This is a genomic window from Paenibacillus sp. 2KB_20 (assembly GCF_052115765.1).
Lineage (GTDB): Bacteria > Bacillota > Bacilli > Paenibacillales > Paenibacillaceae > Paenibacillus_AQ.
On the sequence record NZ_JBFRHH010000007.1, the window covers coordinates 495,702 to 517,130 of the forward strand.

22 protein-coding genes and 1 tRNA gene are annotated in these 21,429 nt (G+C 49.4%); 19 read left to right on the forward strand and 4 right to left on the reverse strand.

What is annotated here, in order from left to right; translation table 11 throughout:
* Window positions 1-11 precede the first annotated feature (11 nt).
* Window positions 12-749, reverse strand: coding sequence for a YheC/YheD family protein (locus AB4124_RS21225; protein WP_441974075.1), 738 nt, complete (start codon window positions 747-749; stop codon window positions 12-14).
* A 569-nt stretch (window positions 750-1,318) separates the two neighbouring features.
* On the opposite strand from AB4124_RS21225, the gene AB4124_RS21230 reads away from it, so the two are divergent.
* Both AB4124_RS21230 and AB4124_RS21235 read left to right on the forward strand, forming a co-directional pair.
* Window positions 1,319-2,548 carry a chromate transporter gene (locus AB4124_RS21230; RefSeq protein ID WP_441974076.1) on the forward strand — a complete coding sequence of 410 codons (1,230 nt, stop codon included), beginning with the start codon at window positions 1,319-1,321 and terminating at the stop codon, window positions 2,546-2,548.
* 167 nt (window positions 2,549-2,715) lie between these two features.
* Window positions 2,716-3,648: an NAD(P)/FAD-dependent oxidoreductase gene (locus tag AB4124_RS21235; protein ID WP_441974077.1), complete on the forward strand. Its 933-nt coding sequence runs from the start codon at window positions 2,716-2,718 to the stop codon at window positions 3,646-3,648.
* A 169-nt stretch (window positions 3,649-3,817) separates the two neighbouring features.
* Here AB4124_RS21235 and AB4124_RS21240 read toward each other — a convergent pair whose 3' ends face one another.
* Window positions 3,818-4,117 (reverse strand): hypothetical protein, encoded by a 300-nt coding sequence (locus AB4124_RS21240; protein ID WP_339290718.1) that lies wholly within the window; start codon window positions 4,115-4,117, stop codon window positions 3,818-3,820.
* A gap of 149 nt (window positions 4,118-4,266) precedes the next feature.
* Here AB4124_RS21240 and AB4124_RS21245 point away from each other — a divergent pair, with 149 nt between their 5' ends.
* The 8 genes from AB4124_RS21245 (at window position 4,267) to AB4124_RS21280 (ending at window position 13,052) form a co-directional block, all read left to right on the forward strand.
* Window positions 4,267-4,653 carry an antibiotic biosynthesis monooxygenase family protein gene (locus AB4124_RS21245; RefSeq protein WP_379404460.1) on the forward strand — a complete coding sequence of 129 codons (387 nt, stop codon included), beginning with the start codon at window positions 4,267-4,269 and terminating at the stop codon, window positions 4,651-4,653.
* A 222-nt stretch (window positions 4,654-4,875) separates the two neighbouring features.
* Window positions 4,876-5,856, forward strand: coding sequence for an AAA family ATPase (locus AB4124_RS21250; RefSeq protein WP_441974078.1), 981 nt, complete (start codon window positions 4,876-4,878; stop codon window positions 5,854-5,856).
* A gap of 13 nt (window positions 5,857-5,869) precedes the next feature.
* Entirely contained in the window at window positions 5,870-6,976 is a 1,107-nt protein-coding gene (locus AB4124_RS21255) for a DUF58 domain-containing protein (protein ID WP_430104927.1), read from the forward strand.
* Window positions 6,973-8,277, forward strand: coding sequence for a DUF4129 domain-containing protein (locus AB4124_RS21260; protein WP_441974079.1), 1,305 nt, complete (start codon window positions 6,973-6,975; stop codon window positions 8,275-8,277). Before AB4124_RS21255 ends, AB4124_RS21260 begins: the two co-directional genes overlap by 4 nt.
* A 12-nt stretch (window positions 8,278-8,289) precedes the next feature.
* On the forward strand, window positions 8,290-10,242 hold the full coding sequence (gene pulA, locus AB4124_RS21265) for a type I pullulanase (protein WP_441974080.1): 1,953 nt from the start codon (window positions 8,290-8,292) through the stop codon (window positions 10,240-10,242).
* 100 nt (window positions 10,243-10,342) lie between these two features.
* A complete protein-coding gene (locus AB4124_RS21270; protein ID WP_441974081.1) occupies window positions 10,343-11,947 on the forward strand; it encodes an S-layer homology domain-containing protein in 1,605 nt (534 codons plus the stop codon).
* 131 nt (window positions 11,948-12,078) lie between these two features.
* The gene (locus AB4124_RS21275) at window positions 12,079-12,534 is read left to right on the forward strand and encodes a RidA family protein (protein ID WP_441974082.1); all 456 of its coding nucleotides are present in this window, start codon (window positions 12,079-12,081) and stop codon (window positions 12,532-12,534) included.
* Window positions 12,535-12,536: 2 nt separating this feature from the next.
* A complete protein-coding gene (locus tag AB4124_RS21280) occupies window positions 12,537-13,052 on the forward strand; it encodes a GNAT family N-acetyltransferase (protein WP_441974083.1) in 516 nt (171 codons plus the stop codon).
* A gap of 73 nt (window positions 13,053-13,125) precedes the next feature.
* On the opposite strand, the gene AB4124_RS21285 is transcribed toward AB4124_RS21280, so the two are convergent.
* Window positions 13,126-13,974 (reverse strand): alpha/beta hydrolase family protein, encoded by an 849-nt coding sequence (locus AB4124_RS21285; protein ID WP_441974084.1) that lies wholly within the window; start codon window positions 13,972-13,974, stop codon window positions 13,126-13,128.
* 192 nt (window positions 13,975-14,166) lie between these two features.
* On the opposite strand from AB4124_RS21285, the gene AB4124_RS21290 reads away from it, so the two are divergent.
* The 9 genes from AB4124_RS21290 to AB4124_RS21330 all read left to right on the forward strand — a co-directional run bounded on the left by AB4124_RS21290 (window position 14,167) and on the right by AB4124_RS21330 (window position 19,365).
* A tRNA-His gene (locus tag AB4124_RS21290) sits at window positions 14,167-14,239 on the forward strand.
* Window positions 14,240-14,370: 131 nt separating this feature from the next.
* Window positions 14,371-14,631, forward strand: coding sequence for a YqkE family protein (locus tag AB4124_RS21295; RefSeq protein ID WP_076322198.1), 261 nt, complete (start codon window positions 14,371-14,373; stop codon window positions 14,629-14,631).
* A 167-nt stretch (window positions 14,632-14,798) separates the two neighbouring features.
* Window positions 14,799-15,383, forward strand: coding sequence for a uridine kinase family protein (locus AB4124_RS21300; protein ID WP_430104916.1), 585 nt, complete (start codon window positions 14,799-14,801; stop codon window positions 15,381-15,383).
* A 133-nt stretch (window positions 15,384-15,516) separates the two neighbouring features.
* Window positions 15,517-16,236, forward strand: coding sequence for a DsbA family oxidoreductase (locus AB4124_RS21305; protein ID WP_430104914.1), 720 nt, complete (start codon window positions 15,517-15,519; stop codon window positions 16,234-16,236).
* A gap of 91 nt (window positions 16,237-16,327) precedes the next feature.
* Window positions 16,328-17,134 carry a GNAT family N-acetyltransferase gene (locus AB4124_RS21310; RefSeq protein WP_441974085.1) on the forward strand — a complete coding sequence of 269 codons (807 nt, stop codon included), beginning with the start codon at window positions 16,328-16,330 and terminating at the stop codon, window positions 17,132-17,134.
* A gap of 38 nt (window positions 17,135-17,172) precedes the next feature.
* Window positions 17,173-17,772 (forward strand): DUF4269 domain-containing protein, encoded by a 600-nt coding sequence (locus AB4124_RS21315; RefSeq protein WP_441974086.1) that lies wholly within the window; start codon window positions 17,173-17,175, stop codon window positions 17,770-17,772.
* Window positions 17,765-18,262, forward strand: a complete 498-nt coding sequence (locus AB4124_RS21320; RefSeq protein ID WP_430104910.1) for a DinB family protein — start codon at window positions 17,765-17,767, stop codon at window positions 18,260-18,262. The genes AB4124_RS21315 and AB4124_RS21320 overlap by 8 nt, the downstream gene beginning before the upstream one ends.
* Complete coding sequence (locus tag AB4124_RS21325) at window positions 18,259-18,903, forward strand: TVP38/TMEM64 family protein (RefSeq protein ID WP_441974087.1); 645 nt, start codon at window positions 18,259-18,261, stop codon at window positions 18,901-18,903. The genes AB4124_RS21320 and AB4124_RS21325 overlap by 4 nt, the downstream gene beginning before the upstream one ends.
* Before the next feature lie 144 nt (window positions 18,904-19,047).
* Window positions 19,048-19,365, forward strand: a complete 318-nt coding sequence (locus tag AB4124_RS21330; protein WP_076322057.1) for a hypothetical protein — start codon at window positions 19,048-19,050, stop codon at window positions 19,363-19,365.
* Window positions 19,366-19,458: 93 nt separating this feature from the next.
* On the opposite strand, the gene AB4124_RS21335 is transcribed toward AB4124_RS21330, so the two are convergent.
* On the reverse strand, window positions 19,459-21,414 hold the full coding sequence (locus AB4124_RS21335) for a CotH kinase family protein (RefSeq protein WP_441974088.1): 1,956 nt from the start codon (window positions 21,412-21,414) through the stop codon (window positions 19,459-19,461).
* Window positions 21,415-21,429: the final 15 nt, after the last annotated feature.

The window sequence follows — 21,429 nt, forward strand, 5'->3', positions numbered from 1 at the left end:
AGCTTCTGCAATCATGGTATTTTTTTTGCCATGCGCCGTTTGTTTTCTATAATGGTTCTGTACATTGTGTTATCGGAGAGTTGAGTAAACAACCTATGGCCGGGATATGGATTAGCTTCAAGGATCCAAATGTAGCCATTCTTGTCTATGGCAAGATCAACCCCAAATTCACGAGTCGATTTCCATTTATTAACCGTCTTGGCAATGGTAATGGATAGTTGTTTTATTTTACGAGAACAGGCGTCCACTTTGGTTTTGTTATTCTGAAAGAGCTTTAAGAGAACCTCTTGCAATGGTTCTGCATGCCCTCCTTGATGATAGTTGGTCACAAATTTATGAGGTGCAGCTACACGGGCGACCATACCCGAAATGATCCATTTGTCCTCAGGCTTCTGCAGGTATACACGGATATCAAAGATTTCCCCATGGTACTCCGCCATTCGCAGGCCTTTCTGCACCAAATACCGACGCTTTGAATTCCGATATGAATCAATTGCTTTTAAGACAGAGTGAACTCCAACAATCTTCCGACTTGGGCCGCAGCGAACTTCATATCCCCTACTCAATTTATTGACACGGATGATTCCGTTGCCGCCACTTCCGAGATTGGGTTTTATGAAGACGGATGAATATGTTTTCAGCATCCGTAAGATCCTTGAACCTGTCATCCATCGAGTTTCAGGCAAATGTGGACGCAAGATATGATTCTGTAACATTCCCCACTGATCCCTCATTTTTCCAATTGTCATTGAAATCCACCCCTCTTGTTGAATCCTAGGTATAAAGAGCATATTCATCAAACATCCCTGCTGTATAGACTAGTCTCCAATAAATAACAAAAATCATAATGAGTGATATCAGAGGTCACAACATGGTGCTCTCAATAATGGATCAAACAGCAAAAAGGGCATCTCGCAAGATCTAAGATCTTTTGAGACACCCTCCAAGCCGAATCCATTTCATTGGCAGCAATGCCGGGTGTAAAGCTCGATCTTTCCACCTCAGCTAGAGCGTCGAACGATCACTGTTTGAGCTACGATAGGAATAAATCCATAATGAATGGGAGAAGGGAAATAAGTAAATAGAAAAGAGCGATCCTTGGACAATGTGGTCAAGGATCGCTCCTTTTACATGGTTATGTGATCTTCAGATCGTAGCATTCAAGATCCTATATAGATTTTACATAGCGTTTACATAAATGGGTAGATTGATAATGAGTATTTGTTATAATCTGAAATTTGATGATGTTCTTTATACCTTGGGATGCACGAATTAACCGTTTCATTTCATTAATCAAGCATATGGGGAGCGATGGATTTTGAATCCGGAGACAGAGAAAGAACAAGTACAAACTCAAGTCGGCAATAGGCAGCCCTCTGGCAGGTGGCGTGCCCTCGGCGAAACCTGGTGGACCGCTCTACAGTTGGGACTCACTTCTTTTGGCGGACCGATCGCACATCTTGGATACTTCCACCAGACTTATGTGCGGCGCAAACAATGGCTTGACGAAAAAAGCTATGCGGATCTGGTGGCCCTCGCCCAATTTCTTCCCGGACCGGCTAGCAGTCAAGTAGGTATTGGTGTTGGGATGATGCGAGCGGGATTATGGGGCGGTATCGTCGCCTGGCTCGGCTTCACGTTACCATCCGTGCTCATGCTCATGATCTTCGCCTATTTGATGCAAACTTTCGATCCCGGCTCGGCAGGCTGGATTCAAGGGCTGAAAATTGTCGCAGTGGCCATCGTAGCGCAAGCGGTACTTGGGATGGCAGGAAAGCTGGCCTCAGGTCCCGTACGGTCGGCCATAGCGTTAATAGCCATGGCAGTCGTTCTGCTGTGGCAGAGTCCCGTTTCTCAAGTGACGGTCATCGCGCTGGCCGGCATATCGGGACTGTGGTTGTTCAAACGTCAAGTAAACGAGGAGGCTGCACCCGAGATCAAGATGCCGATCGGACGGAGAGCCGGACTCTTTTGTTTGGGCATGTTTGTAGTATTATTAGTGGGTCTGCCGATCCTTAAAGGGCTGACCGATAATGGTTGGGTAGCCATTGTGGACAGCTTCTACCGAGCTGGATCGCTTGTATTCGGCGGAGGGCACGTCGTTCTCCCGCTGCTGGAGAGTGAGACGGTGCTGAACGGATGGATGTCTAAAGAGGATTTCCTAACGGGTTACGGAGCGACACAGGCTGTACCCGGTCCGTTGTTTACTTTTGCCGCTTACCTCGGGGTCTTGATCCAGGGGATTCCTGGAGGTGTCGTTGCTACACTCGCTATCTTTTTGCCTGGATTTCTGCTCATCGTAGGGGCAATGCCGTTCTGGAACAGCATCCGTAGAAACCCTAAACTGCAAGGCATGCTGATAGGCATGAATGCGGCAGTGGTCGGGATTCTGCTGGCCGCTTTGTATCATCCGATATGGACATCCTCCATTCATAGTCCGCTTGAATTTGTGATCGGAGCGGGTCTGTTCGGAATGCTGATGTTCTGGAAGAGCCCTCCGTGGCTGGTTGTAATCACCGGTGCATTAGCCGGACAGCTACTCCTGTGATTCATTGATTTAGACCTCGGCCGTGGTACCGGGGTCTATTTGACTTTTCAGGAGTAAATCACGGCAGATTGGTTAAATATTTAGGGTGTACCTCTTTTCTTGAAGGATATTTTGATTCAAGGAATTCCAGTTCTTAATTCGATATAGAAATGAGTGGATAAAGCTACATGTCGGATACCGAAGTGAAAGATTGCATTATCATCGGCGGCGGAATTGCAGGTCTGCAGGCGGCTATACAGCTGGGGCGGTATTCTGCCTACGATGTCCTGGTGATCGACCGGGGAACGGGGCGGTCCACCATATGTAAGAGCTACCGCAACATCCTCGGATGGCCGGATGGGGTCCCTGGTGAAGAGCTCAGGCGGCGCGGACGTCAGCAGGCGGAGTCTGTCGGTGTAAAGTTTGCTGCCGATGATATCCGGAAGGCGGGGCGTGATGAACCTCAATATTTTGTGTTAACCGGTAAAGATGGAGTTCAGTACAGGGCCAAGACCTTGCTGCTCGCAACAGGCGTGATGGACCGCTTTCCCAAGCTGCCAGGCCTGATGCCCACGCTGGGCACATCCGTTTTTGTATGCCCCGATTGCGATGGTTATGAAATTCAGGATCGAAAGACCGTCGTGATGGGATCGGGGGATCCCGGTGCCAGTATGGCCGTGCTGCTATCGGAGCGGACCAAGGATATCATCTACATCAATCATGAGGGGGATCCAGCTTCTTCCGAGCATATGTCCCAATTGGCGGAGCTCGGGATTCCATATATAGAGAAAAAGGTGTCGGAAATTCATGAGGAGGGCGGCATTCTATCGGCCGTCATGTTAGAGGATGGGAGCATTGTGTCCGCAGAGCGGGGGTTCATATCTTTTGGCGGGAATATGATCTATTCCGAATTGGCCGAGCAGTTGGGGGCAGAGCTGGAGCACAATCGTCATGTCAAGACCGATCCAAGGTCCAAAATGACGAGTGTCGAGTTGCTCTGGGCCGCTGGTGATCTGGGCGTCCATTCCGAATTAACCACCGTGGCGATGGGTGAGGGTGCGACTGCCGCGATCTGGATCAACAAGACGCTAAAGAAGATGACTAGCGGGGCTGTTACTTGATGTTATAGAAATAGACCCGAATCATTAGAAAACGACGATACGATTCCGTAGATAAGCATTCTAAAAAACCCGCCTGATCAGGCACGGCATGTAGCGAGCATGGCCGTGGATCAAGGCGGGTTAGTTCCGCTTTATGTGGTCTGTCCTAAAAAAGTACGCCGATAGGCATTTACAGACCGAATCGGGTGATATGCTCTTCAAGCCTATACTTTTGCAGTAATTCGGTTTGCTTGGGACCGATCAGATCAAAGTGCGGGTAAGGTAGGCGATAATGGATATATTCCGGATTAAGTCCGTTGGATACACACCAGTCCTCAAGGCGCTGGATGTTCGAGCAGCCTACTTTGGTTACGGTATGGAACTCCGGGAACCGCTTGTCGTACCAATAATGGGTCAAAAAAGCGATGTCTCCTTGTGCGACCTTCTGCTTCCATTGCAGCAGTTCCTGTCTCGAGATGCCGAATGCCATGTTTGTCTCATCCTTATAAGTATATTCATGCTTCTCATTATATCAGCATATACTTGACTGCACCTACTTGTTTTCCTAGTATGACGCTGCCATATACAAGCGTTACGGTTTACCGTTGAACGGAAGGATATCGAAGAGGGGGATGCGATATGATACTGGAATCAGCGATACTTTATATCAAGCCAGGGCTGGCAAGCGAGTTTGAAAGTGCTTTTCGTGAAGCTTCCGGCGTTCTGTTATCGAAAAAGGGATATGTAAGCCATGAGCTTAACAAGTGCGTGGAGAACCGGGATGAATATATATTCCTCGTCCGCTGGAGCGGCATTAAGGATCACCTGATCGGCTTCCGCGGGCATCCGGACTATAAGCTATGGAATGCCTCTCTGGAGCCGTTTTATACCCGACCGCCTGAGGTTAAGCATTATATCGATATCCGGATCGATAGTCGCGAGCAGGCTGAGGCGGAGTTGACTAAATTATTGATCCCTGAGAGCGGGACGGATTCAGCTTCCCATGAAGAAAGGACGGCAGAATAATCAGATCTTAAAAATATCACTTCATACGTCAATAGGGTGCATTCTCGGAAGCTGTCCTTGGACAGCTTCTTGGCGTATCGGAAGCACAGGGGATCGGGATATATCTTCATGGTAACAGAAGGAGAAGGCGGTCTATTATGCAATCGGTCTTATTTTGTCCCGAATAACAGGAATTATGGGATGTCATGACGAACTTTGTTGTAAAGTTAAACTACATAAGGAGTGGTTACAATTACTATAGATTATCATGGCGTTCGCCGTCTTGCCGATGACATTCGAGCAAACGTTTCCAAAGTTATGGTAGGTAAAGAGCAGCTGATTGACAGACTGTTTATTGCCATGGTCACTTCAGGTCATGTTCTGTTGGAGGACGTGCCGGGTACAGGCAAGACATTGCTGGCCAAATCCATCTCGAAGTCGATTGATTGCACGTTTAAGAGGGTGCAGTTTACGCCAGATTTGCTGCCGACGGATCTGAGCGGCATTTACTTCTATAATCAACAATCCACGACGTTTGAATTCCGTCCGGGTCCTTTGTTCACGAATATCCTTCTAGCCGATGAAATTAACCGGGCGACACCCCGTACGCAGTCCAGTCTATTGGAGTGCATGGAGGAACGCCAGATCAGCATTGACGGGGTAACCCATCAGTTGGAAGAACCGTTTCTGGTCATCGCGACGCAGAATCCGTTGGAACAGCAAGGAACGTTTCCGCTGCCGGAGGCACAGCTGGACCGCTTTCTGTTCAAACTGAATATGGGATACCCTACTTCGGAGGAAAGCGTGAATATTCTGAAGCGATTTAAAGAGGATCAACCCTTGGAGTCATTAATGGCAGTTGCAACGTCTGAGCGGATCGTACAAGCCAGACATATCGTCAGCCAAGTACATGTCAGTGACGAGATGTTATCCTATATCGTTGCGCTTTCCGAGCAATCGAGACGGGATGAAGCGGTTGCCTCCGGGGTAAGTCCAAGGGGCTGCCAAGCCTTATTGAAGGCTGTGCAGGTACAAGCAATCCTGAAGGGCAGGGAGTTTGTTACCCCTGATGATGTGAAGGATTTGGCTGTCCCGACATGGGCGCATCGGTTGAAGCTTCGCGGGACGCTCCACAGCCGCGGCGGTGCTGCAGCGGCGGAAGAAGTGATCGAACGGTTGCTGCAGCAGGTTTCCGTACCGACTGAAGAAGGCATATCGTCGTAGGGGGCGAATAGCTATGGGAGCCTACTGGATATTGTTCATCGCCGCTGTGGTCGTCGTCGTGCAGGGCAAGCTTTTCAAACGGATGGCCTTGAAAAGGTTGAACTACAGCCGCTCCTTCAAGGTGTCGACTTGCTATGAGGGAGATTCCGTGGAATTGATCGAAATCATTGAGAACCGCAAAGCGTTGCCTGTACCCTGGTTAAGGGTGGAATCCCAATTCCGCTCGGGTCTGGCATTTGATAATCAATTGAACCTGGATATCAGTGAGGGGCAATTCAATCAGAATCACAAGAGCTTCTTCAGTCTTCTGCCTTGGACCAAGATCCTTCGCAGACATCGGATTACCGCTAAGCGCAGAGGCCTGTATAAGCTGGGCACAGTATCAATGACGACGGGGGATCTGGTCGGAATGGAGTCGATTGTGGAGAGTAAGACGTTGTCCGGTGGCATTATCGTGTATCCGATGCCGATGGATGTGTCGGACATGGCCCTCCCGGTCCAGACTTGGATGGGCGAAATGCTGGTCCGAAGATGGATCTTGGAGGATCCTTTCCTGATATCGGGCGTGCGCGAATATCGCGACGGCGATCCGCTGAAGGATATTCAATGGAAAGCGACCGCTCGGACGGGCACCCTACAGGTCCACAGGCGGGATACCACAGCTGACAGCCGACTCTTGATTTATCTGAATATAGAGGATCATGAGCAGATGTGGAGCAAAGCGACGCGGCCAGAGCCGATCGAGTATGGCATCCGCCTGACGGCTGGCATTACAGCTCATCTATTGTCACAGGGAATGGAGATCGGAATGGGGACGAACGGAACGCTTGGCGAGGATTCAACCGATGAAGCATTCGTCCCCGTTGCAGGCGGCATGACGCAGCAGCAGCTGATCTTCGAAATGCTGGCGAGACTGGAGCTGACGCGAAAGGCTTCTTTTCATGATTATCTGGCCCATGAACTGTCCCGGCATGAAGAGGCGAGAGATATCCTCATTCTTAGCACTTACGTCAGCCCCAGGCTGGAAGAGATTTTTCAGCGATTTCGGGACCATGGGCACACGATTCAGGTATTTCCTCTCGATGATGTGCCGTCTCCTGCAAAGGAGGTGTCTGCATGACGACTCGAGGCACTGGGTTTATAAAGGCTTTCTTGCAGGGATTCGTGGAATGTGTGCTCTATTTTCCGGTTCTCTTTATTCCGGCGTTCTATCTGCTGCCTGAATCGTACCACTGGGTATGGCCAGTCCTAGTATTAGGCGGGTACTTACTTGGCTATACAGGTGCGCGATGGTTCAAGCTGGATCGTCAGTTTAAGGCAACCTTATGGGCTAGCCTGGTTTCCATTACGGTATCCATCGCTTTCATAGGCGTTGATTTGACTCTTGTTTATTTCATCCCTCTGATATTTATTGCCAGTTATCGCGGAAGCCGAATGGAGCAGGGAAGCTGGAATTTGATGTTTCCGGGGACTTATTTCTTAATAGGTTTGATTCTGTACGGGGTCAGCAGTTTTATGCTAAGTTTCATGGATTCATTCCAGGGTGGCATATCATCTCTGACCTGGATGGGGGCAGCGGCTTTAGGACTGACCCTGTTGATTGTCAATCGACAGTTGGTGTTGGATGAGACACTGCCAGGCAATGATCAACCCATATTGGAACGGCGAGTTCTGCGCTACAATCGCTGGTTTATCATCGTATTGTTGCTTCTGGTTGCGGTGGTCGCTTTTCTTCCGCAGCTGCAGCAATGGGTCTCTGATATGGCGCGGGGGATCGCTGCATGGATCTCCGGATGGTTCGGCTCCGGAGCGGAGCAGGCCCCGGAGCCGCCTTCGATGTCGGAGCCTCCGCCCGAAATGCCATTCCTCGATGAAGAAACCAAGCCGCCGAGCCCATGGATGAAGGTATTGGAGCAAGTGCTGATCTATGGCGTGTTCACCGCTATCGGGATCGGGATTTTGTATGTTCTGTTCAGGTTTGGCAAAGTACTGCCTAAGCTGTACCGAAGATTCTCTGCATGGATGAACAGGATGATGAACAGACAGAACGTTCAGCCCTCACTAGGTTATGAGGATGAAGTGGAGAATATTGAACATGACCCGGCATCCAAACGACTAAAACGGCTGTTGTCCGGTATGCGTATCAGCGGAAAGTTTCGAGCAGGAGAAGGATCAGAGCATCTGAATGAGAAAATTCGCCAAATGTATCGGATGATACTTTCCCGAAGTATCAGGGAAGGCTATCATTGGAAAGCATCGCTAACACCGCGGGAAACCGAAAGCGATCTTAAGGAATGGGACGGAAGGAAGGATCGTATTCCACAATCCTTGATCGAGCTTTACGAGGAAGCCCGATATGGTACACGTACCATTACGGAAGAAGAAGTTGAACGGCTGCAATTGAATAGGAAGCATACATGAGGAGTGGACATCTTGTCGGTACAAAAAGAAAGCAATGCTGTTATTCACTACGGAGATCCCGCGGTCACCGGGGGAGTCTCCGTCTTTGATAAGGAATTTGACAAGCTTTTTTATTACGATGGAACGGATCTGGGTTTAACCTACCAACCGCAAGAGTCCGCGTTTCGCCTGTGGGCACCGACTGCTAGTGAGGCCTACGTTCTGCTCTATCCGGATTGGCAGGCAGTAGAAGCCCGGCGAATCGCGATGACGCGTGATGTGAAGGGAACTTGGCTGCTGAAAGTAGGAGAAAATCTTCGAGGGATGTTCTACACCTACCAGGTCCTTATCGGGGATCAATGGAACGAAGCTGTCGACCCCTACGCTGCTGCCGTAGGCGTAAATGGCGATCGTGCTTACATCTTGGACATGGCCTCGACCGATCCAGAGCACTGGACAGAAGATAAACCGCCATTTCATAGTCCTCTGGATGCCGTAATCTATGAACTGCATGTTCGTGATTACACCATTCATCAAGGCAGCGGAGTGAAGCATAAAGGCAAGTTTGCAGGCCTGGCGGAGACAGGTACCCGAGGTCCGGGAGGGATTCGCACAGGGCTTGATCATATTGTCGAGCTTGGGGCCACGCATGTGGAGCTGCTCCCGATTTACGATTTTGCAACGGAAAGCGTGGACGAAACCAGGCTTCATGAGCCGCAGTATAATTGGGGATACGACCCGAAGAACTACAATGCTCCCGAAGGCTCGTATGCTACGGATCCGTATGTGCCTGAGGTTCGGATTCGTGAATTGAAGCAGTTGATTCAGACATTCCACGATCATGGCCTTCGGGTCATCATGGATGTGGTGTATAACCATGTATATGACGGGTATCTGATCAATTTCACGAAGCTGGTCCCCGGATATTATCTGCGTTATACGAAGGACGGCAAATTCTCCAACGGATCCGGGTGTGGAAACGACACGGCATCCGAGCGTCCGATGATGCGGAAATTCATTGTGGAATCCGTCCTGCATTGGGTGAAGGAGTACCGGATCGACGGTTTTCGCTTTGATCTCATGGGTTTGCTGGATGTGGAGACGATGAATGAAATCCGGGCGCGCCTGGACCAAATTGATCCGAGTATCATCACGATCGGTGAAGGTTGGGTTATGAATACCGAGCTGGATGAGAAGAAGCGAGCGAATCAGCAGCAGGCACCCGTGATGCCGCGCATCGCTCATTTTAACGACGGATTCCGCGATGCGGTCAAAGGGGACATCTTCCAGTTTGATTATAGAGGCTTTGTGAGCGGCGGAGATGGATATGAAGACAAGGTGAGGCAAGGCATCGTGGGCGGCATTCCGTATTCCAAAGATATCAAGTCATTCGCTTCCGAGCCGGATCAGTGCGTAAATTACGTAGAGTGTCATGATAACCATACCTTATGGGACAAAATTATGCTGTCCACGGAAGGGGAGAATGATGCCATACGTCGCGATATGCACCGACTGTCATCCGCCATGATTCTGACCAGTCAAGGCATCCCTTTCCTGCATGCCGGCCAAGAGTATTACCGTTCCAAGAACGGTGTGGAGAACAGCTATAACTCGAGTGACATAGTGAACCGGCTTGACTGGGGAATGGCATCGGAGCACCAGGATGGAGTGAAATACATACAGCTGCTCGTTCAGCTTCGCAAGAATCACCCGGCATTCAGAATGAGGGATGCCGCGTCGATTCGTAAGCATCTTCGGTTTGAACCATGCCCTGGGCATGCCGTTGCTTTCACGCTTCGTGATCATGCGGGCGGTGATCCAGAGAAACATATTTATGTGCTCTATTATGCAGCACGGAAAGAGTCCTCTCTGGCTTTACCTGAGCTGGGCCAATGGAAGATTCTGCTAGGCGAAGGGCATATTAGGCGTCTAACCCGGGATTCCGTTGTCGTAGAAGGGATCGGTGCGGTCATTTTATCCTGTTAATACGATACCGGAAGCGAATATTACCAAGAAATGAATAATGCCTGATTCTATGATCATCTGATATGCTGATGGTATCAGATGATAGAATCGAGGCGTCCCTTTGAAGAAGTATTTCCTGTCACTTTGTTTGCTGCTGTCCTTTACATCGTTTTTCGGCCTTTTTCAGGCATCAGCGGCTCAAGCTCCTAGCCCGACCGATTTTCACGATATCTCGGCAAGCTTTGCCAAAGACGCGATCCAGCGTCTGGCCAAGAGAGGTATCGTAAGCGGGGATGGCACAGGAGCTTTTTTGCCGCGAAATCCGGTGACCCGGGCCGAATTCATGGCCATGGTTGCCAGAATGCTCAAGTTGGAGCCCGTTCAGAATGATTTGTCCGCGTTTCGGGATGTTTCCCAATCAGCATGGTATTATGGCTGGGTTCACGCGGGACTTAATTTGTCCATTGTTGAGGGGAACGGTTACCGGTTCTACCCCAATGCTTCCATAACAAGGCAAGAGGCCGCTGTGATGGTGATTCGTGCCATGAAAGAAAATGGATATATGAACGGAAATACAGCCGGCCAATACACGGATTCTGCTTCTATCGCGGAATGGGCTTGGAATGCCGTTGGCAAAGCGACCGATACAGGCTGGCTGCAGGGGAGTAAGGGACAGTTCAGACCGCAGGACGCGATCACCCGTGAGGAAACGGCTATGCTGCTGGATCGGGTCCTGCAGTCGGGAAATGTGCTGACCCAGATTAACCTCCAGACTCCTGCAAATGTTCATATGGGCTGGTTGTATAACGGTACAACGAATCAATACATCTCCTATGCCAAACGGGCCGGATTGAATGTTCTGGTACCGCGCTGGTACTACATGGAAGCTAACGGCAAGCTGACGGACCATACCGACAAGGAGCTGTTGAATTGGGCTCATAACAACAGCCGGCAGGTGTGGGCAATGGTGGGGAACCGCGGGAATGCGGAAGGAACTCATCAAGTTTTAAGCAGCGCACAGTCCCGGAAGTCTGTCGTTGACAGTATTACAGCGAATGTCTCCCGGTATCGATTGGATGGGATCAATATTGATTTTGAGAACGTCATGCCACAGGATCGTCAGAATCTGACGGCCTTTATTACGCAATTATCCATAGAGATGAGGCAGCTAGGAGCTAAATTATCCATCGATGTTTCACCTGATCTGAATACGGATTGGACGGCTGCATTCGACTACGCAGCGCTTGGCACTCAGGTGGACTATATGGTGCTCATGAGTTATGACCAGCACTGGGGTGGTTCGCCAATAGCAGGCTCGGTTTCCTCGGTCCCTTGGAGTGAATCCGCGCTGCGCAAGCTGCTGACTCAAGTACCGGCTAAGAAGAGCATCATCGCGTATCCGCTGTACACGAGGGATTGGAAAACCGCTTCATCGGTGTCCTCGTCGGACATCAGTTTGATTGAACAGGGACATCGTATTCGTCTGAAAAAGGCTTCTTTAACATGGAATGCCAGTGTGGCACAGTATGAAGCAGCTTATAGCAGCAGTGGCATTCAGCATCGCATATGGACCGAGGAGTCCCGTTCTTTATCCATGAAACATCTTATGGCCGCCAAATATCAGATTGCCGGTTATGCCTACTGGTATCCGGGCGCCGAGACGACGGACGTATGGCAGGCCATTCATAATGCGGAACGGTATGCTTATTATTCGTTCCGGTTCTAAACATCCGATATGTCGCATATCAAGACCAACCTCGATGAGTGAGGTTGGTCTTTTTTTTACTTGTAAAAAGGTCATTCCGTGATACAATAGTTGGAATTTATATTGAATATTTTTCCTGTAGGAGTGATCATATGACCGTTCGTGCGGAGGAACGTCTGAAGGAGCTGGGCATCAACCTACCTAAAGCAGGCTCGCCAGCGGCGAAGTATGCCAACTATGTCGTTGTTAACGGATTGATGTATGTTTCGGGGAAAGGACCCTCAGGACAGCCAAGGGGCAAATTGGGCGAACATTACACAACAGAACAGGGCTATGAATATGCTCGCCTGACCGGAATTGAAGTCCTGGCCGTATTGCGAGAAGGCCTGGGATCACTTGATAAAGTGAAGCGCGTGGTCAAGGTTCAAGGCTTCGTTAACGCGACAACCGACTATGAGGAGCATCATAAGGTATTGAATGGATTCTCGGACTTGATGCTTGATGTATTCGGGGATCAAGGGATTCACGCCAGATCCGTATTCGGAGCCGTATCCTTACGGGATCAGCTGCCTGTCATTGTAGATTCAATCTTTCAAGTGGAGGAATAGGCATGGCATTAGTGATAAGGGAGCTGCAGGTGAAGGAGGATGAAAGCCTGCTGCTTATGGTCCAGGAAATCGGCCAGGGCGGGAATGGCTTCGTTAATGGTCTAAATAGCGGAGGCATGGAAGAGTTCGCCTCTAAGGTGCAGCGCAATTACGAAATGGCGAGAGGCATCGATCTTCCGGATGAGTATGTTCCTCAGACGATATATTGGTTATACGATAACGACAAGCCTGTAGGATACGGTAAGCTGAGACACCGACTGAATGAGAATCTGCTAGAGCTAGGGGGACATATCGGGTATGTCATCAGGCCGTCGGAGCGTGGAAAAGGATATGGCAAGCGGCTGCTGGCGGAGTTGGTCAAGAAAGCCTATGACAAAAACATAAGCCGGGTCCTTCTGACCTGTGATGAATCCAACCTGGCTTCCCGTTGCATCATTGAATGGAATCACGGTGAATTAAGTTCCATTGCGAACGGAACGTGTAAATACTGGATTGAGACGGCTGCTGGGCACGACTAGTTGGAAGCAATGCCAATCAACCCGCGCTTGGAGAGAGAATAAGTAGAAGTGAGGAGCGCTCCTCAACTTCTACTTATTTCTTCAACCAGTCGAACATCCGGTTGATCGCCGCTGCATGCTGCGGCGGGGGGAAATGATGCCCAAGACCTTCGTACAGATGGGCTTCCGGCTGATGTCCCTGCTCTTGAAGCTTGTCCAGCATCCGGTAACTATGTTCCACCAGGACCTGCTCGTCCCGCGTCCCATGGACAATCAGGACCGGACATCGGATTCGGTCCGCATAATGGATCGGAGACCGGAGAAGGTATCGTTCCGGAAACTTGGTTGGCGTACCGCCAATGATGCGTTTCATCATTCTGCGCAGATCGATTCGTTCCTCGTAGGTTTGGGCCAGGTCGGAGACGCCGCTCCAGAGAATCATTTTGGATACATGTGACGACAGGGCGGCTGCCACGGCAGCATTGATCGCCCCGCGGGAAAAGCCTAACAGATGAATACGTTTGTTATCTATCCATGAAATGCGCGATAGCCATTCGATTGCGGAGATCACGTCCATCGTATCAGCACCCCCGAATTCATCCCTGCCCTCGCTGCCTTCATTCCCACGATAGGCTGGAGCAAACACCGCATATCCTTGCGCTGCGAATTCTTCGACCCATTTTAACTTTACCGCCCCAACCCGTCCAATGCCGCCGCGGCAATACAGGACCAGTGGCAGCTTAGGTTCAGTTGACCCGAAGGATCCTTCCGGGACAGTGTCCTTATTCAATGAGCATGCAAGCGTGCCGACTACCGTTACGCCGGGTATGGCATCGACCGCTTCGGACATCTCATGGGTGCTTGAACGGGGCAATTGCGGCGGCAGACCCAGATACCCCTTGACATGTAATCCCTCTGAGACATAATCAATATGATAGATCATCGATGTCCTACCTCCTATGCTTAAATCATATTGTATCGAAAAAGGGCTCTATTCTCAGATGTTGGAGTTCAAGTAAGTATAGTACGTTCTTTCCGTTGAAATCAAGAATGAACTGTAAAAAATTACAATTTGCTAAATGGATTGATGTCTGCTAAACTGTATTCTCGAGAATATGAAATACTCATTATCTTGGCGGTCGTGGCGAAGGGGTTAACGCACCGGATTGTGGCTCCGGCATTCGTGGGTTCAAGTCCCATCGATCGCCCTCAAAGTAAAGTATGCATAATGGGAAGGAGAGCCGATAGGCTCTCTTTTTTTTCGTGGTTATTCCCAACATATATAGATGCCAGACCGTACATAAGATGATATAATGATGTGGAAATCGAGGTGAACATCATGGCAAAAAAGAAAAGAACATCCCCATTGCCGCGAACTGAAGCTGCCGATAAACCCGCAACGTTAAAGGATATGCTGGACCCTCAAGTTCTGGCGAAGTTGAAGGCAACGACCGAATCCTTGAAAGCCAATGAAGCCGAGCGGCTTGAGCAGGAAAGGCAGGAACGGGAAGCTGTGCGCAAGGCTGAACAGAAGCGGCGCGATAATGATTTTGAGTATTTACTGGAACACAGCGAGATGGATTGGAAAAAATATAAGTGACAGGCGGCGGTTTGCTGTCTGTTTTTTTCGTTATCGCGGTCTGCCTTGTGTGAGAGTACGCCGTTTGATGTGTTTCTTGCAACGCAGGAACTTTCAACTTCCTTGGATCGGTTGTATAATAATGGAACCTATACATTGGACATACATGCGGAGGAAGATGAAAGCATATGGAGCATAGGCAGACTTTAAGGATCGGGATTGGCGGAGGTTCGGGCAGCGGCAAGACAACGCTAAGTCTTAAGCTCAAGGAGAGGTTAAGCGAGTACAGGATGACCATCTTCCATATGGATAAATACTATAAGTCCGTTAGGCCCTTGGCCAAGGCGCCCTTCACGAATCAAATATTCGAGGATTTTAACCATCCGGATGCCGTCGATATCGAGCGTCTGACCGAGGATTATGATCACGCCGTCCATAACGGCAAATACGATGTAATCGTCATGGAAGGATTTCTCTTGTATCAATTCGAATATCTTCGGAACACCCTTGATTTGAAACTGTTCGTAGATTGCCCTGCAGATGAAAGAATGCTTCGCAGAAACCGCTGGTTTATAGATAAGGGACATAGCGAGGAAAGTGTGCTTCAGGAATATTTACAGCTTGTGAGATACAGACACGATGAATATGTTGAGCCTACCCGCTGGCATGCGGATCTGGTAATGAATAGTTCCCTGAAGGGAAATCAAGGCTTTGAGGTTGTGAGTGATTGGATTCTAACCAGATTACTGGAGAACAGGAACCCGCTTAGATAACAGGCGTGCTTGTACTCGGTATCTTGGAACATCCATGTAAGACCTCTCCGTATTCATGTGAGGTGTTGATGTCATGCTGAAAGCGGGTTACAATAAGTAAGTCACTATTCATACTCGCTAGGAGGCGTAAAGAATGAAAGTTGAAATATGGTCGGATTTTATGTGTCCGTTCTGTTATATTGGTAAACGCCGTTTCGAATCGGCTTTGGAGCAATTCCCTAATAAAGATCAGGTTGAGGTGGTATACCGCAGCTTTGAGCTGGATCCCAGTGCATCGTATAAGACCGGGGTTTCCATGGATGAGATATTGGCATCCAAATACGGCATGAGTATCGAACAGGCTAAGGCTGCGAACGGCAACGTGACCCAGCAAGCGGCAAGCGTCGGGCTTACTTATCACATGGATCGCGTCATCCCGGCCAATTCATTTGATGCTCACCGCCTGGTTCATTTTGCATCCGGGCATGGTAAAATGAAAGAAATGACGGAGCGGTTGTTCCGTGCACACTTTACAGACGGCGAGAATCTTGGTGATAAGAATCGATTGGCTGATCTGGCGGCTGAAGTCGGCCTGGAGCGGGATCAGGCAGTGGCTGCCCTCGAGAGTGACGATTTCCAATCGGAAGTAAGGGCAGATGAATCCGCTGCAACAAATTTGGGGATTCGGGGAGTGCCATTCTTCGTACTGGGAGGCAAATACGCCGTGTCCGGTGCGCAGCCGCTGGAAGTGTTCACGGACGCCCTAGATAAGGCTTATCGTGAAGCGAATCCGCTAGTGATGGTGAATGACTCCGACAGCAGCAACGGCATGTGTGCCGACGGATCTTGCGATTTGCCGGGCAGCGCGAAATAAAACATACACAGCAAGTAAGAGCCCGAAGCATCAGTAAACGATCTTCGGGCTCTATTTTTCCAATTACTAATCATAATACATAGGAGGCCATATGCGGCATCTTCCATCTGAGGAACTTATCCATCGAATTCAGGATTCGGAAACGGATTATATGTTTGATCGAATGAAAGCAATCGAAGGTCGGTCCGGAAATCCCGAAGGGGTCGAAATGAAGCGCTTCGGCCATGTACTGTGCTTGTACAGCAAGACGATGCCTTGGCTTTCTTTTAACACGGTGAAAGGACTGCGTTCAGAGGATCTGAATAACTTGGACGATATCATCGACTTTTATCGATCGAGAGACCGAAAATTTCAGTTTGAGGTTGTACCCGGCCTGGTGAATCAGGAAGTCCTAACTGCGCTTGCCGATCGCGGATTCTATCAATCTGCTTTTCATAATTCCATGTATATGAACCCGCAAGAGATGAAGGGGGTGCAAGGTAATGGAATTGTGATCAGAACAATAGACAAAGATGAATTTGAGGATTATGCTAAAGTTCATTGTCGTGGAACAGGATTGCCTGATCAAGGAATTCCATCTGTAGCCGCGAATAATCGTGTATTGTATTCACGCCCGGGATGGAGCTTCTATATCGCGTATGTCAAAGATGAACCGGCTGCAGCTGGCGTCATGTATGTAAATCAATCGACAGCGTCACTAACATTTGCGGCAACACTCCCGGAGTATCGTAGACAGGGCTTGCAGCAGGAGCTGCTTCGCAGGAGAATACAGGATGCGAAGCTTGCAGGATGCGATCTGATTGCCTCCCAATGTGCCTTCTTATCGCAGAGCCATCGTAATATGGAATCGATTGGCATGAAGCTGGGTTATGTTCGGACGACGTGGACCGAGCGCTAGCCTGAAAGTTCAGAGCAGTAATGCAGGTGGTGGCAGACATGCAAGAACATATGGATTTTCTTAATTTGGAGTACTTACAACTAGGCTCTGCTAAACAGAAGCAAGCAGCCATGGTTATAGACGAGCTTAGACTATGGGATCATTTGAAACCCTGCAACCCGATATTGGTGGGTACGATCCCTATTGGGATTGACATCGCTTCAAGCGATCTCGATATCATATGCCATGTGACGGATTTTGCCCGTTTTGGGCGAGAGCTCACGAAGAATTATAGTCAACTTGTTTCGAATTTCACATGCTCATCCCGTACGGTCAACAACGTGGATCGAACGGTAGCGCGTTTTCAGTATAAGGGGTGGGAATTCGAGATTTTTGCACAGCCAATACCTTCGCCGAAGCAGAATGGTTACCGTCATATGATTGTGGAATACAAGCTTTTGAAGCGACTCGGTGAAACTGCAAGACAAGGCATCATCGAGCTGAAGAGGTCGGGCTACAAGACGGAGCCTGCCTTTGCGAAGCTGTTACATATCACAGGCGATCCTTATGAGGAGCTGCTCAAGATGTATCACTGGCCGGAGGATCGACTGGACGCCTATATTAAATCTTATAAGGACAAGGAGAATGGATATGAGTGACAAACAGCAACTGCTGAATGAGTATTCCGCATGGATCGGCAAAGTGAAAGAATTCGCGGAACAGGAAGAGGGATTCTGGAGCACACCGATTGCAGAGGGGAAATGGGCCGTATGTGATGTGGTGTGCCATATCATGCGCTGGGATGAGTATTTTTACAATGAAGCCATTGCCAAAATTTCTACAGGGGATGCATTGACCGTCCGGCATATGGATTATGATACTTTCAATGAACAGTCGAGGCAATATGCCAAAACGTTATCAACAGAAGCGCTGGTGGATCAGACGATAACCGCAAGGGAGAAGCTGATTCGGGCGATCGAAGCCCTGCCTGAAACGTCATATGAGCTGCGGTACACGGACGGGGACGGGCATCCCTTTGAGGTAGCGCAATTTATGCGGGATTTCATCTGGCACGACAACCACCATCTGGCTCAGCTGAATCAGGTGCTTCAAGTCAGCAAGTCGGCAATACTTAGCAGAAATGGGTGAAGTCATTGATTGGCTACTTGGACATCATGTCTTACTTTACAGAGAGCAATCTGGAATGGTTATTAGAACAATTTAGAGCATTAGGCCCTCTGCCGGGCATCCTTCTGACTTTTCTGAAATCCTTCATACCACCGATGCCCACGATCGTGATTGTAGGTGTGAATGCGGCGGTGTATGGGCTGTGGGCCGGGTTTCTTTACTCTTGGATCGGCATGGTGGCAGGATGCTTAACGACCTTTCTCATCGTACGCAAAATATCCGGTACAGCACTGATCGAACGCTGGGCGAATAAACCTAAAGTTCAGCGTGGTATGCGCTGGATTCAGCGCAACGGTTTCAGTTACGTTTTCCTGCTTGGCATACTCCCCGTAGGGCCGTTTGTAGCGGTCAACGTAGCCGCCGGGCTAGCTAGAATGAACCTGATGTCCTATCTGATGGCTGTAACCTTGGGCAAGGGCATTATGGTGTTCTGTGTCTCTTACATCGGTGCCAACCTGTCCGATTTTATTGCGGAACCTTTTAAATTGTTCGGTGTCCTTGCCTTTATCGTGCTGTCCTTGTGGGTCAGTCGGAAGCTGGATTCATACTTTATAAGAAAACAATCGGTACACGATCAACAAGCAGAGCTCGAGTCCCATTGAATAGCATCATGGCTGAGGAAAAAAACGGACGGTATGGTTCTTTATGACCATATCGTCTTTTGGTATATCTCGATCTCGCCTTTTGCTGTATAATGGAAAAATAGTAATGTCCAAACTAGCATGATTGAAAAGGGAGTAAGTGTTATGACCAAATTGGCCTCATCCATTCTCGAAATGATACGTATGATGATCATAATGATGATCTTTGTAACGGTTCTGGGCAACATTGAACATGAAATACTGAAGGCCTGGATACCTTGGAACGGACTATATTTCCTGTTCCTGTTCGTGGGGAATGTACTGTTGTTTCTTGTGCTTTACCGGAATCGCCTGCAGTTCAGCGGTTGGTATCGTTCAACCGCGACCCAGCACAAGCTGTCTAGAAATACGACGAGGATCGTCATGGCACTGGGCATGATCCTTATCGGAGCGCCCATCATGATCACGTGGTTCATAGTATAATTCGTGTAATTCATCGGTCATAAGCTCGAACGATGGGATTTAAAGGGGCAGTTCCAAAGGTATCGACCTTTGGAACTGCCCCTTGTTTGATGATTACAGTCTTTTACGTTTATACAGCGTTACCAAGAGACAAGAGAGAAGAAGCAGCACGATGGATACTCCGGCGTACAAGGCCTCCTTGGCACTGCCTTGTTCCTCGGCAGCCCCGTTTGACCAATCGACCGGCCGGCCCATCCCCCTACCTCCCTGCATTTGACCGCCAAACTCGCCGCCGAATCCGTTCCCCATCTGCCCCTGAGGGAAATCCGGCATCTGGCCTTGACCATTCTGGCCGGGGTCCTGAGGCATGATTGGTTGATTTCCATCGGAAGGGGGGCTTGCGCTCGATCCGACAGCTGATACGACTGACAAGGAAGGTTCATCCCCTGTAGGTACGGTGTCAGGATCAGGCCCTCCAGCTTTGCCTGAGGTAACGTTAACGTCTGCGCTACTTCCCGACGCGTCGCCAGAAGGATCAGGCGTAGCACCATCGCTGTTGGCGGGCGTTTTCCCGACAGAGGTGCCTCCGGCCGGGGTGTCGTTAGGGGGAAGCATCCCATTTCCATTCGTCCCGCTGCCGCCATCTCCACCCGGTGTCGTGCTCGTGCCAATATCAGTATCAGTAGTGTTTCCCTGGGTGCCTCCATTCGAATTAGGCTGCGGCGTATTGTTATTCCCGCCAGGTACCAGTCCGCCACCACCAGGTCGCATGCCGCCACCACCCCCGGGGCCCATGCCGCCGCTGCCGTTTCCATCGCCTGCGGAAGGGATCGTTCCATCCAGCTGCTGCTGGATATTATCCGTTGACTCTTCCACGAATGAGGTCAATGTCGGGATGGATTGCTCGTAATCCTCATAGGAATAGAAGGGTCTTGGGTCTTTCTTTACGTGTTCGGAAATTAAGTCTTGTAATTGCGCCACCCGTTCATTGAATGTTTCCTGCTGCATGTAGCCTTCCAGCATCTCCGAGAGGATAGCGTGATAGCGCTCCTTATATTCGTCAACCTCGAGCAGTTTGGCAATCAGGGGCCGTTCCGCCAAGGCTCCCTGAGTAGGCTCGTCAATAAGGATGCCCGATCCGCCGAATCCTCCGAATGCCATATTATAATCCCAAGGCAGGACAGAGAAGATGCCATTGTTCTCATACAGGTAGTAGTTCTGTTTGTTCATCCCCAGATAACTGTCCATATTGGATGCAACGACATTTAAGGCAACGTACTTAAGTACATTATCCACATCCAGCACCTTCTCATAATCGGAGCCGTTATTGAGCTCATCTAGCATATCGATCAATACATCATCGTTGGATGATTTGGATTTCATGACAAGTCCGGTATAGGAATCAGGGTCATTGCCAAGCCAAGTCAGATCGCTGCCAGCGCCGGTCATCTCAGCCTTGTACAAAGCGCCGTACGAATGATCGAAATGACGCTCCAGATAGGAGTCGCCAATCTGTTCAATCGCGAGGTAGAACCCCCATAATTCATCGTTAACGTATACATTGACGTAAGAGAAGCCGGGTGTTGGCAGCCCGATGGAATCCGCCAGCTCGTAGGTGAGAAATTCCCGCATATACGAGGCGTCGCTGTAGTTGTTGTTCAGATTGATTTTACTTATTCCATTCAAGGTTTGATTGAGGTATTCGTCAAAGGATATTTTGAAGCTGTAACGGTCGGAGTCCGAATTGACCACGCTGCGCAGGCTTAAATTGCCTTTGGTACGAATGCCGACATGATCAAATTGTATGCCGTTGTAATTGACGGCTGCTTCTTTATATTCTTCGGCGCTGGCGTTGTCCAGCATATTCTGAAAATCCGCTTCGTCCATCGTGATTTTAACATCTATGACTTTATCCTTCGGAAAAACCGTTGAATCGATTTGCTCCTGCTGGGCATCACTCTCCGTGCTGCTCACCGTTTCGTCAGCTGTGGGTGTCCATTGGCAGCCTGAGATCAGGAGGAATATGGTCAGCACAAGGGCCAGCAGGACCGTCATTCTTTTCTTTTTCATCTCTGCCCACCGCCT

Excerpts from the sequence above, each read along its gene's own strand:
- AB4124_RS21225 (WP_441974075.1), bottom strand. The coding sequence starts at position 749 with ATGACAATTGGAAAAATGAGGGATCAGTGGGGAATGTTACAGAATCAT.
- AB4124_RS21235 (WP_441974077.1), top strand. The coding sequence starts at position 2,716 with ATGTCGGATACCGAAGTGAAAGATTGCATTATCATCGGCGGCGGAATT.
- AB4124_RS21240 (WP_339290718.1), bottom strand. The coding sequence starts at position 4,117 with ATGGCATTCGGCATCTCGAGACAGGAACTGCTGCAATGGAAGCAGAAG.
- AB4124_RS21245 (WP_379404460.1), top strand. The coding sequence starts at position 4,267 with ATGATACTGGAATCAGCGATACTTTATATCAAGCCAGGGCTGGCAAGC.
- AB4124_RS21255 (WP_430104927.1), top strand. The coding sequence starts at position 5,870 with ATGGGAGCCTACTGGATATTGTTCATCGCCGCTGTGGTCGTCGTCGTG.
- AB4124_RS21260 (WP_441974079.1), top strand. The coding sequence starts at position 6,973 with ATGACGACTCGAGGCACTGGGTTTATAAAGGCTTTCTTGCAGGGATTC.
- AB4124_RS21275 (WP_441974082.1), top strand. The coding sequence starts at position 12,079 with ATGACCGTTCGTGCGGAGGAACGTCTGAAGGAGCTGGGCATCAACCTA.
- AB4124_RS21280 (WP_441974083.1), top strand. The coding sequence starts at position 12,537 with ATGGCATTAGTGATAAGGGAGCTGCAGGTGAAGGAGGATGAAAGCCTG.
- AB4124_RS21285 (WP_441974084.1), bottom strand. The coding sequence starts at position 13,974 with ATGATCTATCATATTGATTATGTCTCAGAGGGATTACATGTCAAGGGG.
- AB4124_RS21295 (WP_076322198.1), top strand. The coding sequence starts at position 14,371 with ATGGCAAAAAAGAAAAGAACATCCCCATTGCCGCGAACTGAAGCTGCC.
- AB4124_RS21300 (WP_430104916.1), top strand. The coding sequence starts at position 14,799 with ATGGAGCATAGGCAGACTTTAAGGATCGGGATTGGCGGAGGTTCGGGC.
- AB4124_RS21305 (WP_430104914.1), top strand. The coding sequence starts at position 15,517 with ATGAAAGTTGAAATATGGTCGGATTTTATGTGTCCGTTCTGTTATATT.
- AB4124_RS21310 (WP_441974085.1), top strand. The coding sequence starts at position 16,328 with ATGCGGCATCTTCCATCTGAGGAACTTATCCATCGAATTCAGGATTCG.
- AB4124_RS21315 (WP_441974086.1), top strand. The coding sequence starts at position 17,173 with ATGCAAGAACATATGGATTTTCTTAATTTGGAGTACTTACAACTAGGC.
- AB4124_RS21320 (WP_430104910.1), top strand. The coding sequence starts at position 17,765 with ATGAGTGACAAACAGCAACTGCTGAATGAGTATTCCGCATGGATCGGC.
- AB4124_RS21330 (WP_076322057.1), top strand. The coding sequence starts at position 19,048 with ATGACCAAATTGGCCTCATCCATTCTCGAAATGATACGTATGATGATC.
- AB4124_RS21335 (WP_441974088.1), bottom strand. The coding sequence starts at position 21,414 with ATGAAAAAGAAAAGAATGACGGTCCTGCTGGCCCTTGTGCTGACCATA.